The following is a 26482-nucleotide window of genomic DNA, read 5'->3' on the forward strand; positions in this document are numbered from 1 at the left end:
GCACTCAGCGGGCCCGCCTCACGCCGCACGGAGGCTCTCCAGGAGGCCAGCGAGCGCCTCGCCGAGACGGGCGGCGTCCTGGGTCAGGCCGTCGGCCGCGGTCAACACGGCCGTCGTCGGCTCGGCCGCCTCGGGGATCTCGGTGACGCCCGCGCCCTCCGCGTCGAACTCCTCGGTGCCGTCGGTCGCCTCCGCGATGGCCGTCACGATCTCCCGCGCGGTCGCACCCGGCCGCTCCACGGACTCGACGATAACGTTCGCCGCGCGGCTCATGTCCTCGACCCGCGCCGTGATGCCCGCGATCGCCGACACCGCCGCGTCGGTCGAGCCTCGGATCTCGGAGACGTGCTGGCCGATGATCTCGGTGGCCTCCCTGGTCTGCGCGGCCAGGGCCTTCACTTCGGAGGCGACCACCGCGAAGCCGCGGCCCGCGTCGCCGGCCCGGGCGGCCTCGATCGTGGCGTTGAGGGCCAGCAGGTTCGTCTGTGCGGCGATCTTGGCGATGAGGCGGACCGCGTCGCCGATCCGGTCGACGGCGCTGCTCAGCGCCTGAACGCGGGTGGTCGTCCGGGCCGCGTCCGCCGCGGCGCTTCCGGCCAGGGCCGCGGTGGCCTCGGCCTGCGCCCCAACCTCTTCGACCGCCGCGCCGAACGTGTCGGCAGAGACGGTGATCTGCCGGACCTTCGATCGCGTCTGCGCGAGCGCGGCGCCTAACGTGGTCGTTCGAACCGCCCCATCGCGGATCGCTTGGCCCACGTCGTCGGCGGTGACGCGCAGTGCCGCGGCGGTCGAAGACACTGCCTCGACCATGCCGCCGATCATGGTCTCGACCCGCTCGGTCGCGTACTCGATCACGGCGCGGCGCTGCTCGCTCTGAGCGCGCGACCGATCGGCCTCCGCGTCCCGCAACACGGCCTGCCGCAGCGTTTCCTGAACAGCTCTCGTCGCGGCCGCCATGACGCCGAGTTCGGTGCAGACCGCTGCCGCCGGGACCGCGACGGTGAGATCGTGGTCGGCCAGTCGCTGCATGGCGCAGGCGAGCGCTGTCATCGGCTGCGCGACGCCGCGCAGGATGGCCTGCACCAGGACCAGGGCAGCCAGCGCAGCGGCGGACAAGCCGGCCACGAGGCTCGGGCGCAAGGTCGAGCCGGCGGCGTCGACAGCTCCGAGTTGCTCGGCGACCGCGGCGTCGCGGTCGGTCAGCAGCGCGTCGACATCCCGTGCGACGGCTGCCGCGTCGGCCTGAAGCGCCGTCGCCCGCACCCTGTCGGCGAGATCACGTTCCCCAGCCCTGTCGAGGGCGGCCGCTTCCGCCTCCACGGCGAGGAAATGCTGCCACGCGTCCCACAGACCTCGAGCGCGCTCCCGCTCGTCCGCCGTCCTGATCGTCGACACATAGGCGGTCCAGGCCTTCAGGAATGCCTCGTGCGGCTCAATTGTCCGGTCGATGTCCTCTCGAGGGTCGGCCTCGGTCGATACGGCGCGCGCGAGACGTTCCGACGCACCGAGCTCCTGTGTCCGCTGCTTCATGGTGCCGAGAGCCCGGGCAGCCCCGATCTCCTGAGCCAGAGTGCGGCTGGCAGCGTCGATCGCTCCGACCTGCAATAGCAGGACGTAGACAATTACAAATGTGAGCGAGGTCATCGATCCTGCGAAGACGATCAGGATCGTTCTGAAACGCAGGGTGCAGCGATGGGTTGTTCGAATAATGAATGGCACCACAATCCTGACCCTAGGAAGGATCACCATGGTGCATCTATTTTACCTACCGGGAAAAATCAATTGCCTTCAGTGGGCCAACAAATGCGTCAAAATTTTTGAAATTTCGCTTCGACCCTCGGTTAAGCTGGATCATAGGCTTATATCGGCAGACTTATAATTTACACAATCAAACTATATAAGATAAATATCGGAATGGCGAGCGAGAGGGCGATGCATTATTGTAGGGGAAGCTGCTAGGCGTCCGATTCTGTCGCTGCCGGAGAGTCTCGCGGCCGCGCTCGTCAGTGAGCTTCAGGACCGGCTCGATACAGGCCGACGCGCGGGCCATGGCGTGCCTCCGGGCGGGCTGCTCGGAGGGCATATCGCAGCCGAGACGATCGCCGGGCGACGCGGCGACGGAGGCTCGATCAGAGCGGCTTGGCCTGCTGTGCCCGCATCCACAGCAGGCCGGCGATGCCCATCCAGGGACAGACGAAGACGATGAAGGCGACCAGCCCCATGACGACCTCCCGACAGCGTGCGGCGGACCTCAGGAAACGCTCGTGGTTTTTGCCGGATCCCTCTGATCGGACATGGCCCGGGCTTGGCGCGCCATGGCGATCAGCTCGGAGGCCGTGAGACCGCGCGGCGGCGGCGGTTCAGGCAGGTCGGCCAGTCCCGGCGAACGCGGTGCCGGCGGAAGGGCAGCCGCGCGCCCGGGCCAGAGCCGCTTCAGCCGTCCTGCCTTCCGCAAGCTTTGTCCCGCCACGCATCCGTCTCCCACACAACGAAGTGCGGCCACGGGTAGGCGACCGGGGCAGGGATGGTTAGCCGAACCGAAACAAGGGTCGGACTCCGGCCCGGCGTGGGGCGTATGCGAGGCCCCCTGGGCGGGCGCGTCCGCCGCCCTACCGCTGGCGTTTTCCGGATCGCCGGCGGATGGTGCAGGTCGAACCGGGCCCGACGACGCTCGGATCCTGCCGAAACCGCCATCCGGCATTCGGCCGGCTCGGGATGATCGCGAACGTCGACGCGGCCGGATTGTCGCTCGGGGTGATCAAGGCCGAAGCTTCGCGTGCGGCTCGGAGGTGCTTCGTCGAAGATCGGCCTCTGGTCAGAACGCAGCCTGAAACCTGGACGAATGATCGCCGGTATTGGCTGACAGCATCTCGGAGCTCGATGATCGCTCCGCGGCGGGGCGTGTTCAGGTCAGACGGGCACGAGCCGGCACTTCCCGCCCGGTTCAGCGAAAATCTCCGGTCTGTGATGCTGGCGCAGGTCCGCGATACGTTATGTGAGCTGAACGGAACCTCCCGGCTTTCGGCGCTGAGAGAGCGAACATGGCAGAGCCCCAAGCAATGGCCGCGCGCGTCGCGCACCTCGAAGCGGACAACGCCCGTCTTCGCCGCCTCCTGGACGAGTCCGGGACACCGGATGGTCTGCGTCACGGCTTGCGCGACACGTTGGCGATGCTGCGGGCGGTCCTGCGTCTCTCGGCCGAGACCGCCGAGACCGTCGACGGCTACGCGACGCATCTCGAAGGTCGGCTGGACGCCATCGCGCGCGTGCGGGTCGCGGCCGACACGTTCGGCGAGGTGAGCCTGCACACGCTCATCTCCGACGAGCTGATGATCCACCTGATCCGCGAAGGCGAACAGGCGACGCTGGCGGGGCCGACCGTGCGCCTCCGGCCGAAGGCCGCGCAGCTGATGGCCCTCGCGGTCCACGAACTCTGCAGCAACGCGATCGAGCACGGCGCCTTCGGTCTCTCGAAGGGCGGCGTTGACGTCACCTGGGTCGTCGCCGGCGCCGGGGCGAGCCCGCCGGGCGACCTGACGCTCGTCTGGAAAGAATCGGGGGGTGCGGGCGTCGCGCAGCCGAGCCGGCGCGGCTTCGGCATGCAGGTGCTCACCGAGATGCTGAGCTACGAGCTGCGGGCAACCGTCGCGCTCGCCTTCGAGCCCGACGGCCTGCGCTGCACGGTCACCTGCCCGCTGATTCCCCGGATCGGGCGCTTGGTCGAGGACGAGCGCGCGGACGAAGGCGGCGATCCGGGCTGACCCGGCGGCGACCGCCCGGATCGCCTCAGCCGAAAGTCCGCGCGGTCTCCCGGACCTGCCGCGTCGCGCGGTCGGCACGGCCGCTCGCCCGCGCGATCGTGGTCATCCCGCCGGAGATCGCGGAGACGTCCTGTGCGGCGGTCTGCATGGTGCCCGACATCTCGCGCATCACCGCGGATTGCTCCTCCACGGCCGCCGCGATGGTCGACGAGGCCGCGTCCAGGGCCCGGATCGTGCTTTGGATCGTGTCGATGGCGTCGACGGCCTCCCGGGTCGCCGCCTGCGTCGAGGCGATCTGCTGGCGGATCTGTTCCGTCGCGCGCCCCGTCTGCGCGGCCAGGGTCTTCACCTCCGACGCCACCACCGCGAAGCCGCGACCGGCCTCGCCGGCACGGGCCGCCTCGATGGTGGCGTTGAGCGCGAGCAGGTTGGTCTGCGCGGCGATGCCGGCGATGAGGCTCAGCACCGCGCCGATCTGCGCGGCCTGGTCGCTGAGGCCGGTCACGATCCGGCCGGTGCGCTGTGCCTGCTCCACGGCCTGCCCGGCCATCTCGGCGGCGTGGCTCACCTGCTGGCTGATCTCATCCACCGAAGCCGACAGCTGCTCCGCGCCGGTGGCCACCGAGCGGATGTCGCCGGACACGCGGTCCACCCGCGTGACCGCCGCGTCGGCCTGGCGCGTCACATCCGCCACAGCGTCGCCGATGGCGTCCAGCTCGGCGCCGATGGCGCTCTGCGCGGCGGCGCGCTGCTGCCGCTCGTGGACCTGGGCGGTGATGTCGGTGGCGAACTTGACGACCCGGACGGGCCGTCCATCCGCGTCCGTGATCGGATTGTAGGTCGCCTGGATCCAGACTTCCCGCCCGCCCTTGCCGGTGCGGCTGAACACGCCGGACTGATACTCCCCGCGTGCCAGGGCGGCCCAGAACAGCCGGTAAGCCTCGCTGGCGCGCTCCGCCTCGCCGACGAACAGGCTGTGATGCCGCCCCACGATCTCGTCGAGCCGATAGCCCACCGCGTCGAGGAAGTTCGCATTGGCGGTGAGAATCGTGCCGTCGAGCGCGAAGGCGATCACCGCCTGCGAGCGGTGCAGCGCGCTGATCTGCCCTTCCAGATCGAGGGCGCGGAGCTTCGGGGCGGTGATGTCGGTGGCGAACTTGACGATCTTGACCGGTCCGCCGCGCGCGTCGAGCACCGGGTTGTAGGAGGCCTGGATCCAGACCTCCCGCCCGCCTTTGGCGAGCCGTTTGTACTCGGCGCTGGCGAAGGTGCCGCGCCGCAGCTTGTCCCAGAATTCCCGATAGGCCTCGCTCTCCCGCTCGGCTGGCGGGACGAACAGGCTGTGATGCCGGCCGCGGATCTCCTCGAGCGCGTAGCCCATGGCTTCCAGGAAGTTCGGATTGGCGTCGAGGATCGTGCCGTCCAGCGCGAACTCGATGGTGGCGAGGGACCGGCTCAACGCCGCGAGTTTGGCCGCGTGATCCCTCCCAGCCAGAACGCCCTCGAACATCGATGTCTCCGCATCCTGAGATGAGGGTGCGGCCGAAGCGCGCACCGAGCCGGTCGGATCAAGGATTTCTTGATCGAGATAAATTTTTATTGCGCCGGGCGACACCATAAACCTGTCGATGCCCGGCTCTAGCGCGGGCTTCGATAATGGGATGCCGTTGCGCGGCGGTTAAAATGGTTCGCTTTGCTCAAGATATTCGCGGTGAGCCGCTAAATGCACAGTCCCACTTAATGAAAAGGCATGGGACAGCATAGATCAAGGGCGAGACTATCTTGCGTTGTGCGTCGCCCGCGTTCGCCCGCCGCTTGCCAGCCTGCGGTTGTAGGATTGCACCGCTGATCCACAGCCCACGATCGACGCGGCGCGCGATGATGCGTGGGGAATCTGGGAAGGGCGTCGCGGCGCGGGCCGATCAGCCTGTCCGGCCGATCGTCGCCTCGATCCGGCCGTAGGGCTCGTCGGTCGGCAGGAAGACAACGCCCGGGTTGTCGAGGCCGAACGGTGTCAGGTCGATCGGCAGGTAGTGCTTGTTGGGCATGACGAAGCCGATCTCGGCCAGTTCCGGGACGGCGGCCAGGGCGGCCTCGCCCATCCGGTACATGCTGTCCTGGATCCCGCGGCTGTAGGTGGTGCCGAAGACGGTCAACAGCGTCGCGAGAATGCGAGCGTTGGTTCCGGCGTGATCGTGCGGCGCCGAGGCCCAGGTCCAGGTCGCGTCCATGCTGGTCGCGGCGATGCGGTCGGTCGTGTCGGGCAGGGTCCGGTACTGGTCCTCCACGAAGCCCGTCCAGCCCGATTGCGTGGTCTTCATGAAGGTGTAGCCGCGCAATCCGGAGCGCAGGGTCGACCCAGTCCGGTCGGCGGTGAGCCCCACGTAGCCGGCGCCGTTCCCGTCGCGCGTGAAGGTGTGGCCGTGCGGCGCGTCGGCGATCGCGTGGCGGAGCCAGCGAACTTCCTCCGCGTCGATCGTGACGGTCTCGACCTGCGGGTAGGTCTCGAGCAGCACCCGCGCGACCGCGGCGACGAACCCCTCGGCGTCGAGCCCGAGATGCCGCGCCGCCGTCACGTTGACGATGTTCCGGATGCTGTCGGTGGCGATGGAGGCGCGGTTGTCACCCTCTGTCCAGGCCGCCTCGAAGCGCCCGGTCAACATGACCGACAGCGTCAGCTCGCGCGGCGTGTGGTGATCGCCGTCGCGGGCGAGGCGCAGCACGCGAACCCGTTCCTTGCCGTACCGCGACGCCCTCAGGGCCATAAGGATCTCCGATCCGGACCGCCGCCGGCCATCTCACGCAAATCTGATTCATCCTAGGCCGACGTGCGTGGGGGCGCCAAGGTTCGAAGTTGCCGGCGCGGCTTGACCGGGGGCCGATTAGAACCGGCATAGTGTCGGGCCGGGCCGAACCGGCCTCGGACCGGCGAGCGGGCATGGACCTCAACACGATCGAGACCGTCGTCCGGCCGCGGAGTCGGACCGAGCTTCCCGCCTGGGCGGACGGCGATGCCTGTCTGGGAGGCGGGACGTGGCTGTTCTCCGAGCCGCAGGTCGGGATGCGGCGCCTCGTCGACCTCGCGGCGCTCGGATGGCCACCGCACGCGGTCGACGCGGAGGGCCTGACCCTCGCGGCGACCTGCACCATCGCCCAGCTCGACCGGCTGGAACTGCCGCCGGGCTGGAACGCGGCGCCGCTGGTGGGCCAGTGCTGCCGCGCGCTGCTCGGCTCCTTCAAGATCTGGAACGTGGCCACGGTCGGCGGCAACGTCTGTCTCGCACTCCCGGCCGGCCCGATGATCGCCCTCGCGACGGCCCTCGACGCGACCTGCACGATCTGGTCCGCCGACGCGGCCGAGCGGGAGCTCCCGATCCTCGACTTCGTCCTCGCGCCGCAGCGGAACGCCCTGGCACCGGGCGAGATCCTGCGGAGCCTGTCGATGCCGACCGCGGCGCTCGCGCGCCGCACGGCCTTCCGCCGCATCAGCCTCAGCCCGAACGGGCGCTCCGGTGCGCTGCTGATCGGGACGCGCGGCGCGGACGGCGCCTTCGCGCTCACGGTCACGGCCTCCGTCAAACGACCGCTCCGCCTCGCCTTCGACGGTCTGCCGGATCCGGCCGCGCTGATGCGGGCGCTGGACGAGGCGATCCCGGACGCGCTCTACCACGACGATGTCCACGGGCGGCCCGACTGGCGCCGCCACATGACCCGGCACTTCGCCGAGGAGATCCGCGGGTCGCTCGACGCGGCGCCGTCGCCGGGAGCCGCGTCATGAAGCTCACGATCAACGGGTCCGCGCACGAGGGCGCGCCGAGAGCCGGGCAGTGCCTCCGGACCTACTTGCGCGAGGCCGGCTGGTTCGGCGTGAAGAAGGGCTGCGACGCCGGCGATTGCGGCGCCTGCACGGTCCATCTCGACGGCGAGCCCGTGCACAGCTGCCTGGTACCGGCCTTCCGCGCCGATGGACGGAGCGTGATCACGATCGAAGGGCTGGCCGGTCCCTGCCGCGCCGACGCGGCCGAGCCGGCGGCGTTCCACCCGATGCAGGAAGCCTTCCTGGCGGCCCAGGGCTTCCAGTGCGGCTTCTGCACGCCCGGCATGATCATGACCGCGGCGCGCCTCGACCAGGGCCAGAAGCAGGATCTCGGCACCGCCCTCAAGGGCAATCTCTGCCGCTGCACCGGCTACCGCGCCGTGCGCGAGGCCATCGCCGGCAGCGCGCGCTCGGTCGAGAGCGGCGGCTGCGGCGATCCTGTGGGCCGCAACCTCGCGGCACCGGCCGCGCCGCTGGTCGTGTCCGGCCGCGCCCGCTTCACGATGGACGCGCCGCTCGGCGACACGCTCCACCTCAAGGTGCTGCGCTCGCCCCACGCGCATGCCCGGATCGTCGCGATCGACGCGACGGCCGCCCGCGCCATCCCGGGCGTCGTGGCCGTGCTGACCCACGCCGACGCGCCGACGCGCCGCTTCTCGACCGCCCGCCACGAGGATCCGCGCGACGACGCCTCCGACACGCGGGTCCTCGACTCGATCCTGCGGTACGTCGGGCAGCGCGTCGCCGCCGTGGTGGCGGAGACGGAAGCCGCCGCCGAGGCCGGCTGCCGCGCCCTGCGGGTGACCTACGAGGTGCGCCCGGCGCTCCTCGATCCGGAGCGCGCCCTCGACTCCGACGCACCCCGCGTCCACGATCCCCGTGATTGCCCGGGCGAGGACGCACCGCCCCTGGAGAGCCATCCCAATCTCGCCGGCGAGGTGCACGGCGCGGTCGGCGACGTGGCGGCGGGCCTCGCCGGGGCCGATTTCGTCTACGCCGGGACGTTCCGGTCGCAGCGCGTCCAGCACGCCGCCATGGAGACCCACGGCTGCATCGGCTGGCACGCCGAGGACGGCCGCCTGACGCTGCGCACCAGCACCCAGGTGCCGTTCCTGACCCGGGACGCGCTGGCGGACCTGTTCGGGCTCGAGAAGGACGCGGTGCGCGTCGTCTGCGCGCGGGTGGGGGGCGGCTTCGGCGGAAAGCAGGAGATGCTGACCGAGGATCTCGTCGCCCTGGCGGTCCTGCACACCGGCCGGCCGGTGCGCTGGGAGCTGACCCGCCGGGAGCAGTTCGTCGGGACGACGACGCGCCACCCGATGCGGATGGACGTGAAAGTCGGCGCCCGCCGCGACGGCACCCTCACGGCGCTGAGCCTCGACGTCCTGTCCGACACCGGCGCCTACGGGAACCACGCGGGCGGCGTGATCCACCACGCCTGCCACGAGGTGCTGGCCGCCTATGTCTGCCCGAACAAGCAGGTGAGCGGCCGCGCCGTCTACACGCACACGGTGCCGGCGGGCGCCTTCCGCGGCTACGGGTTGAGCCAGACGATCTTCGCGCTGGAATCCGCGCTGGACGAGGTCGCCCGCGAACTCGGCCTGGACCCGTTCGCCCTGCGGCGGCGCAACGCCGTCAAGCCGGGCGACGCCATGGTGTCGAACAGCCTGGAACCGCACGACGTGATCTTCGGCAGCTACGGGCTCGACCAGTGCCTCACCCTGGTCGAGGAGGCGCTGCGGTCCGATCCGGGGCCCGAGCCGGAACCCGGCTGGCGCGCCGGGACCGGCATGGCGATGGCGATGATCGACACGATCCCGCCGCGCGGCCACCACGCCGACGCGCGGGTCAGCCTGGACGCCGACGGGCACTTCACCGTGCGCGTCGGGACGGCCGAGTTCGGCAACGGCACCAGCACGGTGCATCGGCAGATCGCGGCCTCGGCGCTCGGCGCCGCGCCGGAGCGTGTCCGCGTCGCGGGCGCGGACACGGATATCGTCGGGCACGACACCGGCGCCTACGGGAGCACCGGCACGGTGGTGGCGGGCCTGGCGACGCTGCGCGCCGCCGAGGCGCTCGCGCTCCGGATCCGCGCGCGGGCCGCCGAGATCGCGGGCGCGACCCCGGAATCCTGCCGCTTCGACGGGGAGCAGGTGGAGACGCCGGCCGGACCGGTCACGCTGGCGGCGATCGGCCCTCTGGACGCGACCGGCCGGGCCGACGGCAGCCCGCGCTCGGTGGCGTTCAACGTCCACGCCTTCCGGGTGGCGGTTGACCCGGTGAGCGGCGCGGTGCGGATCCTGAGAAGCATTCACGCCGCCGATGCCGGGCGGGTGATCAATCCGATGCAGTGCCGCGGTCAGGTCGAGGGCGGCATCGCGCAGGCGCTCGGCGCGGCGCTCTACGAGGACGTCCAAGTCGCCGCGGACGGGAGCCTCGTCACCCAGACGTTCCGCGACTACCACATCCCCGCCTGCGCCGACGTGCCCGACACCGAGGTCCTGTTCGCCGACACGCACGACAGCGTCGGCCCCCTCGGCGCCAAGTCGATGAGCGAGTCGCCGTTCAACCCGGTGGCGGCGGCGCTCGGCAACGCCATCCGGGACGCGACTGGGGCTCGCCTGACCGCGACCCCCTTCGCGCCCGACAGGATCTACCGGGCCGTCGCGGCCGGCCGGGCCGGGCTCGCGTGATGGACCGCCCGCGGGACTCGGTGCCGGCGGCGAGGCCCGGCCTCCTGGAACGCACCTTCCGCCTCGCCGAGCACGGCACCAGCGTGCGCACGGAGGTGCTCGCGGGGCTGACCACCTTCCTGACGATGGCCTACATCGTCTTCATCAACCCGAGCATCCTGGGGGATGCCGGCATGCCGCGGGGCGCGGTTTTCGTGGCGACCTGCCTCGTGGCGGCGCTCGGCTCGCTGATCATGGCGCTCTGGGCCAATTACCCGATCGCCCTCGCGCCCGGCATGGGGCTCAACGCCTACTTCACCTACGTGGTGGTCCAGCAGCTCGGCTTCAGCTGGCAGGCCGCCCTCGGCGCGGTGTTCATCTCGGGCGTGTGCTTCCTGATCGTCACGCTGACAGGCCTGCGCGCGCTGATCGTCGAGGGGATCCCGCGCTCCATGCGGATCGCCATCACGGTCGGGATCGGCCTGTTCCTGGCGATCATCGCGCTCAAGAACGCCGGCCTCGTCGCGGCGAGCCCGGCGACCTTCGTCACCCTCGGCGACCTGCACAAGCCCGAGGCGATCCTGGCGGTGCTGGGCTTCCTGATGGTGGCCGTCCTCTCCGCCCGGAAGGTGCGGGCGGCGCTGCTGTCGAGCATCCTCACCGTCACGGCGCTGAGCTTCGTCTTCGCGGGCAACACCTTCCAGGGAATCGTCTCCCTGCCGCCGTCGATCGCCCCGACCCTGTTCGCCCTCGACATCCCGGGTGCCCTCTCGGCGGGCCTGCTCCACGTCATCCTGGTCCTGTTCCTGGTGGAGCTGTTCGACGCCACGGGCACGCTGATGGGCGTGGCGAGCCGGGCCGGGCTCCTGACCGACGGGAAGATGCGCCGCCTCGACCGGGCGCTGATGGCCGATTCCGTCTCGGTCTTCGCGGGCTCGCTCCTCGGCACGTCGAGCACGACGGCGTACCTGGAGAGCGCCTCCGGCGTCGAGGAGGGCGGCCGCACCGGGCTCACGGCCGCCACCGTGGCGGTGCTGTTCCTCGCCTGCCTGTTCTTCGCGCCGCTCGCGGGCGCGGTGCCCGCCTACGCCACGGCGCCGGCGCTGTTCTACGTCGCCTGCCTGATGCTGCGCGAGCTGGTCGAGCTCGACTGGGACGATATCACCGAGGTCGTGCCGGCCTGCGTCACGGCCCTGCTGATGCCGTTCACCTACTCGATCGCCACCGGCGTCTCCTGCGGGTTCATCACCTACGCGGCGCTGAAGCTGCTGGCGGGCCGCGCCCGGGAGGTGAAGCCGATCGTCTGGGTGATCGCGGCGGTCTTCCTGTTCAAGTTCGTCGAGACCGGCGGCGCGCACTGACGGCCGCGCGGCGCCCTTACCGGCCCGTCGCGGCCGCGTAGAGCGCCGCCGCGTCCCGCGCGGCGCGCATCGCCGCGGCGGCCCCGGGGTCGCGCAGGCGCCGCGCCACGCAGGCCAGCGCGTTCAGCGTCTCGCCCTCGGCGACGGCCGGGAGCAGCAGCAGGACGACGAGGTCCACCGGCCGATCATCGACCGCGTCGAAATCGATCGGGTCGCGGAGCCGGGCCAGGATCCCGTAGGGGCGCGCGATGCCCTCGAGCCGCGCGTGCGGCAGGGCGATGCCGTCGCCGACCCCGGTCGAACCCAGGGATTCGCGCCGGATCAGCGCGGGGAGGATCGTCTCCGCGGCGAGGCCGAGGACGCCGGCGGCGCGGCGCGCCAGCTCCTCGAGCAGCGCCCCCTTGCCGGCGGCGCGCAGGCCGACGAGCGCGTCGGAGGGCGCGAGGATCCGGTCCACACTCATCGCGCGGGATCGCGGGCGCTGGGACACATCGGGTCGTCCTCGGGATCAGTGGGCGGTCGCGCCGCCGGCGCCGCGGTGCGGCGGGGCCGGCTCGTCGTCGGGCGCGCGCAGGCGGTAACCTACACCGGTCTCGGTCAGCAAGATCCGCGGGCGCTCGGGATCCGCCTCCAGCTTCTGGCGGAGCTGGCGCACGTAGACGCGCAGGTATTGCGGATCGGACGAGGACGGCACGGAGCGCATCAGCTGCGCGTGGGTCAGCACCTTGCCGGCATGCAGGACCAGGACGCGCAGGAAGTCGTACTCGCGCGGCGTCAGCTTCACCTCGGCCTCGTCGACCTTCACGATCCGGCGGACCAGGTCGACGGACAGGGTGTCGACGCGGAAGATCGGCCGCTCGCCCCGCGCGGCGAGCTGGTGGCGCATGGCGGCGCGCAGGCGCGCCAGCAGCTCAGCCATGCCGAACGGCTTGGTCACGTAGTCGTTGGCGCCGAGATCGAGCGCCTCGACCTTGCCGCTCTCGTCGTCGCGGCTCGAAAGCACGACGACGGGGAGGTCGGGATGGCTCGATCGAACCGACCGCAGCAGGTCGTGGCCGCGCATGTCGGGCAGGCCGAGATCGAGGATCACGAGATCGACGCCCTCCCGGCCGAGCAGCGCCAGGGCGGTCCGGGCATCGGGCGCCTCCAGGATCGCGTAGCCCTGCGTGGCCAAACCCATGCGCAGGAGCTTGCGGATCGGCGGCTCGTCGTCGACGACGAGGATCGTGGGGCTCATGCGGCGATGTCCCTGGGCGCGCTCCGGGCCGGAACCGGCAGGCTGACGGTGAAGCAGGCGCCGCCGCGGTCGGGGCGGTTCTCGGCCGTGACGGTGCCGCCCATCGCCTCGACGAAGCCCCGGGAGATGGCGAGGCCCAGCCCCGTTCCGGCCCGGACACGGTCGCCCTTCCGGACGCGGTAGAACTTGTCGAAGACCCGCTCGACATCCGCCTCGGGCAGGCCGTCCCCCTCGTCCAGCACGGCGATGCGGACCCGGTCGCCCGCGCGGCGCGCACGCACCGTCACGGTCGAGCCCTCGGGCGCGTACTTGGCGGCGTTGTCGAGGAGGTTGACCAGGACCTGCTCGAACAGGACCGGGTCGAGCGCCAGCGGCGGCAGGTCGGCCTCGACCTCCACGGCGACGCGGTGTTCGGCGAGGATCTTCTGGGTGCGGCGCAGGGCGGTGTCGACCGTCTCGGCCACGTCCTGCGCGGAGAGGTTCGGCGCCACCGCGCCGGCCTCCAGCCGGGTCATGTCGAGGAGGTTCGCGATGAAGCGGTTGAGCCGCTCCGATTCCTCGATGATCGTGGCCAGCAACTCCGCCTTGGCGTCCGCGGGCAGCGCCGCCTCGAGGTCGCGCAGGGTGCTGGCCGCGCCCAGCACCGAGGCGAGCGGCGTGCGCAGGTCGTGGCTGATCGAGGTGAGCAGCGCCTGGCGCAGGCGGTCGGTCTCGGCCGCGCGCTCGGCCCGGTCGAGATCCTCCACGAGCCGGACCCGCTCGATGGCGAGGGCGCCCATGTCGGCCAGGGCGTCGAGGAGGCGGCGGCCCTCCGGCGACAGGATCGGCCCGGCGCCGTCGGAATCGAGGCCGATCACCCCGATCGTCCCGCGCCCGGTCCGCATCGGCAGGAACAGGCGCTTGGCGCCCGGCAGCGTGTCGGCGCCCCGGCCCGCGGGCCGATCGTTGTCGAAGGCCCACTGCGCGGCCGCGAGATCGGCCTCGTCCAACATGTCCTCGGGCGGGTAGCCCGCCCGCACCGTGACGGCCTGGCCGTCCGGCAGCAGGAGGACGACGCGCACCTTCAGCATCGCGGCGACCTGGGCGCAGGTGGCCCAGAGCACGTCGTCGAGGGTGCCGCAGGCGGCGAGCTTCCGCGAGAAGCCGAACAGCCGTTCCGTGGCCCGCGCCCGGCCCTGGCTGACCACCGCGACGCGACGCGCGCGGGAGGCGAGGTTCGAGACCAAGACGGCCACCAGGGTGAAGAGCAGGAAGGCCGCGACGTTGGTCGGATCGGCGATGGTGAGCGTGTAGACCGGCGGCAGGAAGAAAAAGTTGTAGGCGAGCGAGCCCGCCACCACCGAGACGAGGGACGGCCCGAGGCCCCAGCGCACCGCCACGGCCACGACCGCGGTCAGCAGGAACAGGTCGGCGTTCTCGACGCCCGCGTAGGGTTCCGCGACGATGGCCGCGCCGAGGCCCGCGGCGATCGCCGCCAGCGCGATCGCGTAGGGCCGCGCGTCGCGCCCCGGGCGCGGCGCGGTCACCGCCACGGCGCGGCGCGCCGGCTTCTCGTCCGGGACGGCCTCGCCGGGGACGACGTGCACGCTGATGGCGCCGCTGTGCCGCACGAGGTCGTACACCACCGAGCCGTTGACCAGCTCGAAGAGCCACGAGCGGTTCGCCTTGCCGACGACGATGTGGTTCACGTTGGCCGAGCGCGCGTAGTCGAGCACGTCGTCGGCGATCCGGCGCCCGCCCGGCAGGGTGACGGCGTCGCCGCCGAGGCGGTCGGCGAGCCGCAGGGCCTCGGCGATGCGGTCGCGCTCGGCCTCGCTCAGGGCCGCCGCCCGCGCGCCCTCGATGGAGAGCGCCGTCCAGGGGGCGTGCAGGCGGTCGGCCAGACGCTTGGCGTGGCGCACGAGGCCGGCGGAGCGGGGATCCTCGTTCACGCAGACCAGCACGCGCTCGCCCGCCGCCCAGGGACCGGCGATCGCGTTGGCCCGCATGTGACCGAGCAGCTCGTCGTCGACCCGGTCGGCGGTGCGCCGGAGCGCCAGCTCGCGGAGCGCCGTGAGGTTGCCGCGCGAGAAGTAGTGCTTGAGCGCGCGCTCGGCGTGCGTCGGAACGTAGACCTTGCCGTCCTTCAGGCGCTGGATCAGGTCGTCGGGGTTGAGGTCCACGACCTCGATGTCGTCCGCCCGGTCGAGGACGCCGTCCGGCACCGTCTCGCGCACCCGGATGCGGGTGATCGACGCCACCACGTCGTTGAGGCTCTCGACGTGCTGGATGTTGAGCGTCGTCAGGACGTCGATGCCGGCATCGAGCAGCTCCTCGACATCCTGGTAGCGCTTCGGGTGGCGCGAGCCCGGGGCGTTGGTGTGGGCGAGCTCGTCGACCAAGGCGAGGGCCGGCCGGCGCGCCAGCAGGGCGTCGAGGTCCATCTCCTGCAGGACGGTGCCGTGATACGGAACGGAACGGCGGGGGATCGTCTCGAACCCGTCGAGCAGGGCCTCGGTCTCGGCGCGGCCGTGCGTCTCGACGACGCCGACCACGACGTCGAGGCCTGCCTTCAGCCGCGCCCGCCCGACGGTCAGCATCTCGTAGGTCTTGCCGACCCCGGGTGCGGCGCCGAGGAACACCTTCAGTCGGCCACGCGTCCGCTCCTCCCGGCGCGCCGCTTCGAGCAGGGCGTCGGGGGAGGGGCGGGTCGGGTCGCGGCCGGTCTCGGGCATGATCGCCATCTTAGCAAAACGCCGCGGCCAGCGCGGAATCGTCGCGTCATTGCGAGCGGAGCGAAGCAACCCAGAGCAGCGGGACGCCGGTGGACGTGGCGCGGCTGGATTGCTTCGCTTCGCTCGCAAAGACGAAGCGGGATCCGCAGCGCAGCTTCGGGGTCCCCCCTGCTGTCGGGCGCGCCTCAGCGACGGGCGAGAGCGTCGACCGCGAGGTTCAGCGCCAGCACGTTGACGCGCGGCTCACCCAGGAGGCCGAGGGTGCGCGCCTCGATGCGGGACGACACCAGCGCGCGCAGCTTGTCCGCCGGGATCTTGCGGGCCCTGGCGACGCGGGGAACCTGGAAGTAGGCGGCCTCGGGCGAGATTTCCGGGTCGAGGCCCGAGCCGCTGGTCGTGACGAGGTCGACCGGAACGGGCGCATCCGGGTTCTCGGCCCTGAGCGCGTCGAGATCGGCCTTCACCCGCTCGGCCAGGGCGGCGCTGGTCGGCCCGAGATTCGAGCCCGAGGAGTTCGCCGCGTTGTAGGGCGCCGGCACCGTCTTCGAGACGTCGGACGGGTCCGGCGCCGTCGTCGCCGAGGGCCGGCCGTGGAAGTAGCCGGCACCCGTGAAGTTCTGGCCGATCAGGCTGGAGCCGACGACCGTGCCGTCGCGCGCGATCAGGCTGCCGGCGGCCTTGGCGGGGAAGATGGCGCCGGCGAGGCCCGTCATCGCGAGGGGGTAGGCGAGGCCGGTGATCGCCGTCAGGGCGGTGAGCAGGACCAGGGCGGGGCGAAGCTGGTTGAGCATGGCGGGTCTCCGGGGGACCGGTTCAGGCGAGGTGGAGGGCGCTGACGGCGAGGTCGATGGCCTTGATGCCGACGAAGGGCACCAGGACGCCGCCGAGGCCGTAGATCAGGAGGTTCCGGCGCAGCAGCGCGGCCGCGCCGACGGCCCGGTAGGTGACGCCGCGCAGGGCCAGCGGGATCAGCGCCACGATGATCAGGGCGTTGAAGATGATCGCCGACAGGATCGCGCTCTGCGGCGAGGCGAGGCCCATGACGTTCAGCGCCTGGAGCTGCGGGTAGAGCGTGAGGAACATCGCCGGGATGATGGCGAAGTACTTGGCCACGTCGTTCGCGATCGAGAAGGTCGTCAGCGCGCCGCGGGTCATCAGCAGCTGCTTGCCGATGCCGACGATCTCGATGAGCTTGGTCGGGTCGCTGTCGAGGTCGACCATGTTGCCCGCCTCGCGGGCCGCGACGGTGCCGGTGTTCATGGCGACGCCGACATCGGCCTGGGCCAGCGCCGGGGCGTCGTTGGTGCCGTCACCGCACATGGCGACGAGCTTGCCGTCCGCCTGCTCCTTGCGGATCAGCGCGAGCTTGTCCTCCGGCGTCGCCTGGGCGAGGAAGTCGTCGACGCCGGCCTCAGCGGCGATCGCCGCCGCGGTCATCGGGTTGTCGCCGGTGATCATCACCGTGCGGATGCCCATCTGGCGCAGCTCGGCGAAGCGCTCGCGGATGCCGCCCTTCACAATGTCCTTGAGGTAGACCACGCCCAGCAGGCGGCCGTCCTTGGCCACGGCGAGCGGCGTGCCGCCGGCCTTGGCGATCTCCTCCGCGATGGCGCGGATCTCGGTCACGACGCCGGTCTCGGCCTCGGGGCGGACGGCCAGGGCGACGTTGGAGCCGCGCGAGGCGATGGGCTGGCCCGAGACCGAGGCGATGACGGCGTCGACCGCGCCCTTGCGGATCGACGTGCCCTGAAGGTCCACGCCCGACATCCGCGACTGCGCGGTGAACGGCACGAAGGTGGCGTTGAGGCCACCCATGTCCCGCGCGCGGATGCCGTACTTCTCCTTGGCCAGGACCACGATCGAGCGGCCCTCCGGCGTCTCGTCGGCGAGCGAGGCGAGCTGCGCGGCGTCGGCGAGATCCTGCGCTGTGACGCCGCGGACGGGGCGGAACTCGGTCGCCTGACGGTTGCCGAGGGTGATCGTGCCGGTCTTGTCGAGGAGCAGCGTGTCGACGTCGCCCGCCGCCTCCACGGCGCGGCCCGACATGGCGAGCACGTTGAAGCGGACCAGCCGGTCCATGCCGGCGATGCCGATCGCCGAGAGCAGCGCGCCGATGGTCGTCGGGATCAGCGTGACGAACAGGGCGACCAGAACGATCACGGGGATCGACCCGCCCGCGTAGCTCGCGAAGCTCGGGATCGACGCCACCGCGAAGACGAACACGAGGGTGAGGCCGGCGAGCAGGATGTTCAGGGCGATCTCGTTCGGCGTCTTCTGCCGCGAGGCGCCCTCCACGAGCGCGATCATCCGGTCGACGAAGGTCGAGCCGGCCGCGGCCGTGATGCGGACCTTGATCTCGTCCGAGAGGACCTGCGTGCCGCCGGTCACCGCCGAGCGGTCGCCGCCGGATTCGCGGATCACCGGGGCGGATTCGCCCGTGATCGCCGCCTCGTTCACGGAGGCGACCCCCTCGAGCACCTCGCCGTCCGACGGGATCAGGTCTCCGGCCTCGACCAGGACGACGTCGCCGACCTTGAGCGAGGTGCCCGGCACCGTCTCGAAGGCCCGGCCCTGGCCGGTCAGGCGCTTGGCGGTCATCTCGGTGCGGGTGCGCCGCAGGCTGTCGGCCTGGGCCTTGCCGCGACCCTCCGCGAGGGCCTCGGCGAAGTTGGCGAAGATCAGGGTGAACCACAGCCAGAGGATGATCTGGCCCGAGAAGAGCAGGTCGCTGCCGCCGGTGACGAGGTCGCGGACGAACAGCACGGTGGTGAGGAGCGCCACGACCTCGACCACGAACATGACCGGGTTTCGGATCATGGCCCGCGGATCGAGTTTTCGTACCGAGCCGAGGAGGGCCGGCCCGATCAGGGCGGCGCTGAACAGGGATGATGTCTGACGCGACATGGGAGATGTCCGGAAGGGAGATTGAAGTGAGGCTGCCGTCCTTGCGAGCGCAGCGAAGCAGCCCAGGGCCGCGCTTCGCTGCGCGCGCGATCACGGTTGCGGAGGCTCAGCCCACGGCGCCGAGGGTGAGCGCGTAGGCGGCCAGCAGGGCGAAGCCGCCGAGCATCACGACGCCGAGGAGCGCCAGGATGAGGTCGGAGGTCCGCAGGGGCTGAGCGCCGCCGCGGTCGTGCCGCAGTGGAGAGCGGTGCAGCGCGAGGTGGTGGCGCGGGACGCGCCGGGCGGGGAAAGCGCGCGGCATCTCAGCCCCCTGTCGCGAAGGTCTGGCCGGCCGCGCCCGCGAAGTGCTCCACGATCGGGCCGAGCGCGAGCGACGGGAAGAAGGTCAGGCCGCCCATGATGAGCACGACGCCGACCAGCAGCCCGACGAACAGGCCGCCGTGGGTCGGGAACGTGCCCGCGGAGGCCGGGACCGTCTTCTTGGCCGCCAGCGAGCCCGCGATGGCGAGCACCGGGATCTTCACGAAGAACCGGCCGACCAGCATGCCGACAGCGAGCGTGCTGTTGTAGAACAGCGTGTTGGCCGTCAGCCCGCCGAAGGCCGAGCCGTTGTTGGCCGCCGCCGACGTGTAGGCGTAGAGGATCTCCGAGAAGCCGTGCGGGCCGGCATTGGCCGGGCCGGCGAGGCCCGCCGGCACCACTGTCGCCAGGGCGGTGAAGCCCAGCATCATCAGCGGCAGGCAGAGGATGCCGAGCATGGCCATCTTCACCTCCTTCGCCTCGATCTTCTTGCCGAGGTATTCGGGGGTGCGGCCGACCATCAGGCCCGCCACGAAGATCGCCACGATGACGAAGATCAGCATGCCGTAGAGGCCGGCGCCGACGCCGCCGATGATGACCTCGCCGAGCTGCATGTTGAGCAGCGGGATCAGGCCGCCGAGCGCCGTGAACGAGTCGTGCATCGCGTTCACCGCGCCGCAGGAGGCCGCGGTGGTGATCACCGCGAACAGCGCCGAGGCGCTGATCCCGAAGCGGACCTCCTTGCCCTCCATGTTGCCGCCGGTGAGCCCGAAGCTGCTGAGCACCGAGCTGCCGTTGGCCTCGGCCCAGTAGGTGACGGCGACGCCGGCCAGGAACAGGATTCCCATGGCGCCGAGGATCGCCCAACCCTGACGCTCGTCACCGACCATGCGGCCGAAGACGTTGGTCAGCGCGGCGCCGATCGCGAAGATCGAGACCATCTGGACGAAGTTCGACAGGGCGGTGGGGTTCTCGAAGGGGTGCGCGGCGTTGGCGTTGAAGAAGCCGCCGCCGTTGGTGCCGAGCATCTTGATCGCCACTTGGCTCGCGACCGGGCCCAGCGCGATGGTCTGCTTGGCGCCCTCCAGCGTCGTGGCGTCCGCGTAGGCGCTGAGCGTCTGCGGCATGCCCTGCCAGACCAGGAACAGCGTGTAGGGGATGCAGATCGGCAGCAGCACGTAGAGGGTCGCGCGGGTCACATCGACCCAGAACGAGCCGATCGTGCCGCTGGAGGCGCGGGCGAACCCGCGGATCAGCGCCACCGCGACCGCGATGCCGGTCGCCGCCGACAGGAAGTTCTGGTGCGTCAGGCCCAGCATCTGGGACAGGTACGACAGCGTGGTCTCGCCGCCGTAGGACTGCCAGTTGGTGTTGGTGATGAAGCTGGTCGACGTGTTGAACGCGAGATCCGGCGCCACCGCGCTCTGATCGGCCGGGTTCAGCGGCAGTACCGCCTGCAGGCGCAGGATCGCGTAGAGCACCGCGAAGCCCAGCACGTGGAACAGGATGACCGCGCCCGTATAGGCCAGCCAGTGCTGCTCCTGGCGGTCATCGATGCCGGACACGCGGTAGAGCCCGCGCTCGATCGGTCCGAGAACGGGCGAGAGGAGGGTGCGCTCTCCGGTGAAGACGCGGGTCATGTACGACCCAAGGGGCTTCACGAGCGCCAGAACGATCGCGCCGTACAGCGCGATCTGGATCCAGCCGTTGAGGGTCATGGGGAGAATCCGTCAGGGCCGCTCAGAACCGCTCGGGGCGGACGAGGGCGTAGGTGAGGTAGACGAGGAGGCCGGCGGTCACGCAGGCGCCGAGGGCGAGATCGAGGGTCATGGCGGCCTCTCTCAGAGCCGGTCGCAGGCGGCCGCGTAGCCGGCCGCCGCGGCGAAGAAGGCGAGGCCCGCTGCGAGGAAGACGATGTCGAGCATGGTGGTCGGGTCCGGTTCGGCGGACCGGCCGCGGAGGCTCCGCGGCCGGCCTTGGCCGACCGGCAGTGTCGCCGGGAACCGCGTTAGGGTTCGAGCGGGGACCGGGCGGGAGTTTATAAGGGCCGCGTTAGGATCCGGCGTCCGCGCCGAAGCTGGCCCGAAGACCCGCGCAGGCGGCCGGCACGGTCAGCCACGCCGCGCCCGGGCAGAGACGGCGCCACCGGGCGCGATCGAGCCGGATCACCCCCGCCTCGCGGCCGAGGATGCCGCCGTAGGCGAGGCCGCAGACGCGGCAGCGGCCCGCAAGCGGCTGGATGGATAACCCCGGGGGTGCCGTGCCGGACGGCGACGCGGCTCCGGCGCTCACTGGACTCGCAGGGGTTCGAAGACGTTCAGCGCGAGCAGCGCGAGGGACACGGCGGACCACCCGCCGAGCGCGACGACCATCAGCGCGAAGACGCGGTCGGCCCTGCACTCGGCGAGGATGTAACGGACGATCGGCATGCGGAGGCTCCATCCGGGCTGATGCCCGATGGCGCGACCACGTCGGCATCGGCCGTGAGGGACCAAGACGCGCGCGGGGCGTCCGGCATAGGGATGTCATCAGGATGGGGGGCCAGCGCGCCCGTCAGCCCGAGAAAGCGCGGATCGAGCGCGTGCAGGACGCGGGGCGGTGAGACGTGGGCGCCGGATCCCGGGTCGGCCCGACCCGGCGATGCGGGGACGGGCTCGGGCGCACGGAGGGGATCTGGTTGCACGACGCAGCCCCTCCGGGAGCGTCCGGTCCGCGGCCGGGCGACGCCCTAGACCGTCGCGGCCTCGGGCTGCTCGGTCGAGTTGAACACGACCTCGCCGGTCCGCTCGCAGACCACGGTGACAGAGGTCGCCCCGTTCTCGCGCTGCTGCAGGGGGAGCTGCGCGAGCGCGTAGGCCGTCGCCGCCTCGAGGTCGCACGGCCACAGCTTGGTGAAGCTCTCGCGTTTTCCGCGGCGAAAAGTGATCTTGTAAGCCATCGTTTCCTCCGTTTTCACGGAAGATACACCTTCTCGGCGTGCCGCCACGCCGCGCCGAGACATGGCACCGATGCGTTCCGGACGGGATTGGAAGCGAGAAGCCGGCAGACGGGCGACGAACCGGGCGACGAACGGCGAGCCCGTGACTGGGGCGGGACAGCGATTCCCGTACAGCTTGATCCGCAAAATAGACCATGCGACGGTGCCGAATAATGAATTGCGCGCCCGCGGGCATCGCGCAGATCAGGCTTGGCAGGGCAAGGCGTCACCACTGGCGCGTCGGTGTCGGAGTGGTTCGAGGTATGTCCCACGCGCCGGCCGGATCACCCAGCGAGACAGGTCGGGCCGCCGACGCCGGCCCTAGCCGGAGCGCCGGGCCTCTCGATGAGGCCGGGGTCGCCAAGCAGAAGCTCGTCGAGGCGATCGAGAGCAGCTCGGAGGGCTTCGCGCTGTTCGACCCGGACGATCGCCTCGTCCTGTGCAACGGGCACTTCCAGGATTTCCATCCCGGCCTGTCGGCCATCATCGTGCCCGGCGTGACCTTCGAAGCCATCGCCAACGCCGTCGCGGAGTCCTGCGTTGTACGGCCGGACGGGATGAGCGTCGAGGCCTGGGTCGCCGAGCGCATCGCCCATTACCGCGCGCCGCGCGGTCCGCTTCTGCAGCAGCGCGTCGACGGCCGCTGGGTCCAAGTCAACGAGCGCAAGACCAACGACGGCGGCGTCGTCGCGGTCTACACCGACGTGACCGAGATCAAGCGCGCCGAGCAGGTGCTCCAGGCGACGCAGGGGCGGCTGACCTACCTGCTCACCGCGTCCCCGTCGATGATCTGCAGCTTCGAGGTGGGGGGCCGCAACGCGCCGACCTTCATCAGCGAGAACGTGCGCGATCTCCTCGGCTACGAGCCGGGCGACTACCTGTCGGGGCCGGAATTCTGGCTGGAGCGGCTCCATCCCGACGACCGCGACCGCGTTCTCGCCGAGTTCCCGAATCTGCTCGCGGACGGGCACAACGTCATCGAGTACCGGTTCCGGCACGCGAACGGCACCTATCGCTGGGTCCGGGACGAGCAGCGCCTCCTGCGGGACGCGACGGGCCAGCCCGTCGAGGTGGTCGAGTCCTGGAGCGACATCACCGAGCGCAAGGAGGCCGAGCTGGCGCTGCAGAAGCAGACCGCCTTCGTCGAGCTGCTCCAGGCCGCCGCCGCGGCCGCCAACGAGGCCCCGACGGTCGAGGACGCCCTGCGCTTCTGCCTCGAGCGCGTCGCGCAGCACGCCGGCTGGCCCGTCGGTCACGCCCATATCCTGGCCCGGGACGGGACGCGGACGCTGCTCCCGACCGGCATCTGGCACTGCGACCCCGGCGCGGATGTCGCGCGATTCCAGGCTGCCACGGCCGCCACGTCGCTGGCCGCCGGATCGGGCCTGGCCGGCCGCGTTCTGGTCTCGGGCGCGCCGGAATGGAGCGTCGGGGACCCGTCGATGGCCGCGGACCCGCGCGCGCCGGCGGCGGTCGAGCACGGCATCCGGGCGGGGTTCGCCTTTCCGGTGACGGTCGGGCGCGACGTCGTCGCGGTACTGGAGTTCTTCGCCCGTGACGCGTCCCCGCCGGACGCCTCGTTGCTCCGGGTCATGAGCAATATCGGCGCGCAGCTCGGCCGCGTGATCGAGCGCAAGCAGGCCGAGGAGAGCCTGCGTCAGGCGAAGGAGGCGGCCGAGGAGGCGAGCCGCGCCAAGAGCAGCTTCCTCGCCAACATGAGCCACGAATTGCGGACCCCGCTCAACGCGATCATCGGCTTCACCCGGCTGGTGATGCGGCGGGCGAAGGATGTCCTGCCGGTCAAGCAGTTCGAGAATCTCGAGAAGATCCTGGCGAGTTCCGAGCACCTGCTCTCGCTGATCAACAGCATCCTCGACCTCGCCAAGGTCGAGGCGGGGCGCATGGAGGTGAAACCCTCGGACTTCGCCCTGGAGCCGGTCCTCGACCTGTGCCTCCGCACCGTCGAGCCCCTCGTCAAGAACGAGGGCGTGCGCCTCGTCCGGGACGTCCGGGACCCGTCCCCGATGCTGCGCACGGACGAGGAGAAGCTACGTCAGATCCTGATCAACCTGCTCAGCAACGCCATCAAGTTTACCGAGGCCGGATCGGTCACGCTCCGCGTCCGCTCGGTCGATGAGGGCATCGAGTTCGCCGTGATGGATACCGGCATCGGCATCCCGGCGGGCGCCCTGAGCGCGATCTTCGAGGAGTTCCATCAGGTCGACAACAGCGCGACCCGGTCCCACAGCGGCACCGGGCTCGGGCTCGCGATCAGCCACCGGCTCGCGCGCCTGCTCGGCGGCCGGATCGGCGTCGAGAGCCGCGAGGGCGAGGGCTCGACCTTCACGCTCACCATCCCGCCGCGGATCGCCGGCGGCGCCGAGGTGCCGCCGCCCCCGAAGCCGGCACCCGCCGCCGTCACCGCGCCGCGCTCGGGCGCCAAGGTCGTGCTGGCGATCGACGACGATCCCAACGTCGTCTACCTGCTGAAGGAGAACCTCGCCGATGCCGGCTACACGGTCGTCGGGGCGGCGAGCGGCCAGGAAGGGCTGGTCAAGGCCCGGGAGCTGCAGCCGCGGGCCATCACCCTCGACATCATGATGCCCGGCACCGACGGCTGGCAGGTCCTCCACGCGCTGAAGACCGATCCGCTGACCCGGGACATCCCGGTCGTCTTGATCTCCATCGTCGACCAGAAGGAGCTCGGCTTCCGGCTCGGCGCGACCGACTACATCGTGAAGCCGTTCGAGCGGGAGGCCCTGATCGGCGCCCTTGCTCGGATCGCCCCCGACAACGAGCGCGTCCTCGTGATCGACGACGATCCCAACGTGCCCGACCTCGTGCGCCAGCTCCTCGACTCGGAAAACTGCACCGTCGACTGGGTGGCCGACGGGGCGGCCGGACTGGAGCGCATCGCGCAGGCCCGCCCGAGCGTCATCCTCCTCGACCTGCTCATGCCGCGGATGGACGGCCTCGCCTTCCTGGATGCCCTGCAGGCGGATCCCTCCGCCCGGTCGATCCCCGTCGTGGTCCTGACCGCCGCGTCCCTCGACTCCGCCGAGCGCGGCATGCTCCGCGAGCGCGTGCTCGGACTGATCGACAAGGGCGGACTCGATCGCGCCGCCCTGGTCCGGGAGGTCCGCCGCGTGCTGCCGGTCCTGGAGACCGAGACCGCCGACGGTGACCGATGAGGTCGGACACGACCCGTTCCTGGCGGCCCGCGACGCCCGGGACCGGCCCATGAAGCGGATTCTCATCGTCGAGGACGTCGCGCTCAACCGCGATCTGCTGACCCAGTTGCTCGAGGACGAGTACGAGATCCTGATCGCCGTCGACGGGGCCGCCGGCGTGGACATGGCGATCGCGCACCGGCCGGATCTCATCCTCATGGACCTGTCGCTGCCGCTCGTCGACGGCTGGGAGGCGACGCGCCGCATCAAGGCCGACGCGACGACCGCCGCCATCCCCGTGATGGCGATCACCGCCAACGCGATGACCGGCGACGAGGACCGCGCGCGGGCCGCCGGCTGCGACGACTTCATGACCAAGCCCGTCGACGAGGACCTGCTCTTCGCGAAGCTGCAGCACTGGCTCGGCTGAGCGCGGCCGTCTCACGCCAGGAAGGGAGGACCCGTGGAGCCAGCCCGCATCCTGATCGTCGACGATGAGCCCTTCAACCTCGACCTGCTGGAGCAGGAGCTGGAGCTCCTCGGCCACGCCAGCGTGCGGGCGGCGAACGGGCGGGCGGCCCTCGATCGGCTGAGCGAGGAGCCGTTCGACCTCGTGCTCCTCGACGTGATGATGCCGGCCCTGGACGGCTACGCCGTGCTCGAGCGGATGAAGGCCCACGAGGCGTGGCGCCACACGCCCGTCGTGATGATCTCCGCCCTCATGGAGATCGGCAGCATCGTCCGGTGCATCGAGCTCGGCGCCTTCGACTACCTGCCGAAGCCCTTCGAGCCCGTGATCCTGGAGGCGCGCATCCGGTCCTGCCTGGAGCGGAAGCGGGCGCACGACCGCGAGGTCGCGCATCTGCGGACCATCGAGCGCGAGCGCAAGCGCGCCGACGAGCTCCTGCACGCCATCCTGCCGGTCTCGGCCGTGGCGGAGCTGATGGAGACCGGGCAGGTCAAGCCGCGGCTGTTCGGCGACGTCGGCGTCCTGTTCATCGACCTCGTCGGCTTCACCACGTGGTGCCACGATCAGAGCCCGGACGTCGTCGTCGCGGAGATCCAGCGACTCGCGGAGGCCTTCGAGGTGGTCGCGCAGGCGCGCGGCCTGGAGAACATCAAGACGATCGGCGACGCCTTCATGGCCACGGCCAACCTGCTGCGGCCGCACGACGACCCGGTCTCCGCCGCCATCCGCTGCGCCGCCGACATGGTGGCGATCGCGGCCGAGGGCGAGCCGGGCTGGCGGATCCGCGGCGGCATCCATATCGGGCCGGTCGTCGGCGGCATCGTCGGCCGGACGAAGTTCACCTTCGACCTGTGGGGCGACACCGTGAACGTCGCCGCCCGGCTCGCGGGCCTCGGCGACGGGTGCGCGCTGCACCTGTCGCGCGAGGCCTTCGCGCGCCTGCCGGACCCGCGCGACGTCCGGCCGATCGGCCCGGTGACGCTGAAGGGCAAGGGCGCGGTCGACGTGTACTGCCACGCCCTCGCGGCCGGCGACGCGACCCCGGCCTGAGACGCCCGCGGCGGCCGCGGAGCGTTCCGGATTGCGCAGCAAGAAGCGGG

Annotated in this window: 20 protein-coding genes; 7 read left to right on the forward strand and 13 right to left on the reverse strand. The window is 71.2% G+C overall.

Annotated elements, in window-relative coordinates; genetic code table 11:
- Positions 1 to 18: 18 nt before the first annotated feature.
- Positions 19 to 1644 carry a methyl-accepting chemotaxis protein gene (locus BM419_RS01120; RefSeq protein ID WP_020091567.1) on the reverse strand — a complete coding sequence of 542 codons (1626 nt, stop codon included), beginning with the start codon at positions 1642 to 1644 and terminating at the stop codon, positions 19 to 21.
- 1397 nt (positions 1645 to 3041) lie between these two features.
- On the opposite strand from BM419_RS01120, the gene BM419_RS01125 reads away from it, so the two are divergent.
- On the forward strand, positions 3042 to 3761 hold the full coding sequence (locus BM419_RS01125) for an HWE histidine kinase domain-containing protein (RefSeq protein WP_026604686.1): 720 nt from the start codon (positions 3042 to 3044) through the stop codon (positions 3759 to 3761).
- Between the two features lie 25 nt (positions 3762 to 3786).
- Here the strand turns inward: BM419_RS01125 and BM419_RS01130 are convergent, their stop codons facing one another.
- Positions 3787 to 5271: a methyl-accepting chemotaxis protein gene (locus BM419_RS01130; RefSeq protein WP_026604687.1), complete on the reverse strand. Its 1485-nt coding sequence runs from the start codon at positions 5269 to 5271 to the stop codon at positions 3787 to 3789.
- A 412-nt stretch (positions 5272 to 5683) separates the two neighbouring features.
- Positions 5684 to 6526, reverse strand: coding sequence for a factor-independent urate hydroxylase (gene pucL, locus BM419_RS01135; protein ID WP_042672796.1), 843 nt, complete (start codon positions 6524 to 6526; stop codon positions 5684 to 5686).
- Positions 6527 to 6699: 173 nt separating this feature from the next.
- Between pucL and BM419_RS01140 the strand changes: the two genes are divergently transcribed.
- From BM419_RS01140 to BM419_RS01150, 3 genes are read left to right on the forward strand one after another with little or no spacing between them, the layout of a single operon-like run.
- Positions 6700 to 7539, forward strand: a complete 840-nt coding sequence (locus BM419_RS01140) for an FAD binding domain-containing protein (protein WP_091924426.1) — start codon at positions 6700 to 6702, stop codon at positions 7537 to 7539.
- Entirely contained in the window at positions 7536 to 10271 is a 2736-nt protein-coding gene (locus tag BM419_RS01145) for a molybdopterin-dependent oxidoreductase (RefSeq protein WP_042672793.1), read from the forward strand. Before BM419_RS01140 ends, BM419_RS01145 begins: the two co-directional genes overlap by 4 nt.
- The gene (locus BM419_RS01150; RefSeq protein WP_091924430.1) at positions 10271 to 11611 is read left to right on the forward strand and encodes an NCS2 family permease; all 1341 of its coding nucleotides are present in this window, start codon (positions 10271 to 10273) and stop codon (positions 11609 to 11611) included. Before BM419_RS01145 ends, BM419_RS01150 begins: the two co-directional genes overlap by 1 nt.
- Positions 11612 to 11627: 16 nt before the next feature.
- On the opposite strand, the gene BM419_RS01155 is transcribed toward BM419_RS01150, so the two are convergent.
- The 10 genes from BM419_RS01155 to BM419_RS01200 form a co-directional block, all read right to left on the reverse strand.
- A complete protein-coding gene (locus tag BM419_RS01155; RefSeq protein ID WP_020091575.1) occupies positions 11628 to 12074 on the reverse strand; it encodes a PTS sugar transporter subunit IIA in 447 nt (148 codons plus the stop codon).
- A gap of 45 nt (positions 12075 to 12119) precedes the next feature.
- A complete protein-coding gene (locus tag BM419_RS01160) occupies positions 12120 to 12848 on the reverse strand; it encodes a response regulator (RefSeq protein ID WP_091924434.1) in 729 nt (242 codons plus the stop codon).
- Positions 12845 to 15562, reverse strand: coding sequence for a sensor histidine kinase (locus tag BM419_RS01165; protein ID WP_091924775.1), 2718 nt, complete (start codon positions 15560 to 15562; stop codon positions 12845 to 12847). Before BM419_RS01165 ends, BM419_RS01160 begins: the two co-directional genes overlap by 4 nt.
- A gap of 185 nt (positions 15563 to 15747) precedes the next feature.
- Positions 15748 to 16353, reverse strand: coding sequence for a K(+)-transporting ATPase subunit C (locus tag BM419_RS01170; protein WP_042672786.1), 606 nt, complete (start codon positions 16351 to 16353; stop codon positions 15748 to 15750).
- A gap of 22 nt (positions 16354 to 16375) precedes the next feature.
- Complete coding sequence (gene kdpB / locus BM419_RS01175; protein ID WP_042672788.1) at positions 16376 to 18466, reverse strand: potassium-transporting ATPase subunit KdpB; 2091 nt, start codon at positions 18464 to 18466, stop codon at positions 16376 to 16378.
- A gap of 106 nt (positions 18467 to 18572) precedes the next feature.
- Entirely contained in the window at positions 18573 to 18767 is a 195-nt protein-coding gene (locus BM419_RS01180) for a hypothetical protein (protein WP_020091580.1), read from the reverse strand.
- A 1-nt stretch (position 18768) separates the two neighbouring features.
- Complete coding sequence (gene kdpA / locus BM419_RS01185; RefSeq protein WP_020091581.1) at positions 18769 to 20484, reverse strand: potassium-transporting ATPase subunit KdpA; 1716 nt, start codon at positions 20482 to 20484, stop codon at positions 18769 to 18771.
- 22 nt (positions 20485 to 20506) lie between these two features.
- Positions 20507 to 20596, reverse strand: a complete 90-nt coding sequence (locus tag BM419_RS01190) for a K(+)-transporting ATPase subunit F (protein ID WP_020091582.1) — start codon at positions 20594 to 20596, stop codon at positions 20507 to 20509.
- A gap of 458 nt (positions 20597 to 21054) precedes the next feature.
- Positions 21055 to 21195 (reverse strand): hypothetical protein, encoded by a 141-nt coding sequence (locus BM419_RS32235; protein ID WP_020091584.1) that lies wholly within the window; start codon positions 21193 to 21195, stop codon positions 21055 to 21057.
- A gap of 299 nt (positions 21196 to 21494) precedes the next feature.
- Entirely contained in the window at positions 21495 to 21704 is a 210-nt protein-coding gene (locus BM419_RS01200; protein ID WP_020091585.1) for a hypothetical protein, read from the reverse strand.
- A gap of 302 nt (positions 21705 to 22006) precedes the next feature.
- On the opposite strand from BM419_RS01200, the gene BM419_RS01205 reads away from it, so the two are divergent.
- From BM419_RS01205 to BM419_RS01215, 3 genes are read left to right on the forward strand one after another with little or no spacing between them, the layout of a single operon-like run.
- Positions 22007 to 24934 carry a response regulator gene (locus BM419_RS01205; protein ID WP_042672789.1) on the forward strand — a complete coding sequence of 976 codons (2928 nt, stop codon included), beginning with the start codon at positions 22007 to 22009 and terminating at the stop codon, positions 24932 to 24934.
- 49 nt (positions 24935 to 24983) lie between these two features.
- Positions 24984 to 25343 carry a response regulator gene (locus BM419_RS01210; protein ID WP_026604690.1) on the forward strand — a complete coding sequence of 120 codons (360 nt, stop codon included), beginning with the start codon at positions 24984 to 24986 and terminating at the stop codon, positions 25341 to 25343.
- A 33-nt stretch (positions 25344 to 25376) separates the two neighbouring features.
- On the forward strand, positions 25377 to 26432 hold the full coding sequence (locus BM419_RS01215) for an adenylate/guanylate cyclase domain-containing protein (protein WP_020091587.1): 1056 nt from the start codon (positions 25377 to 25379) through the stop codon (positions 26430 to 26432).
- The last annotated feature ends 50 nt before the right edge of the window (positions 26433 to 26482 follow it).

The organism is Methylobacterium sp. yr668, assembly GCF_900116245.1.
In the GTDB taxonomy this organism is placed as follows: Bacteria; Pseudomonadota; Alphaproteobacteria; order Rhizobiales; family Beijerinckiaceae; genus Methylobacterium.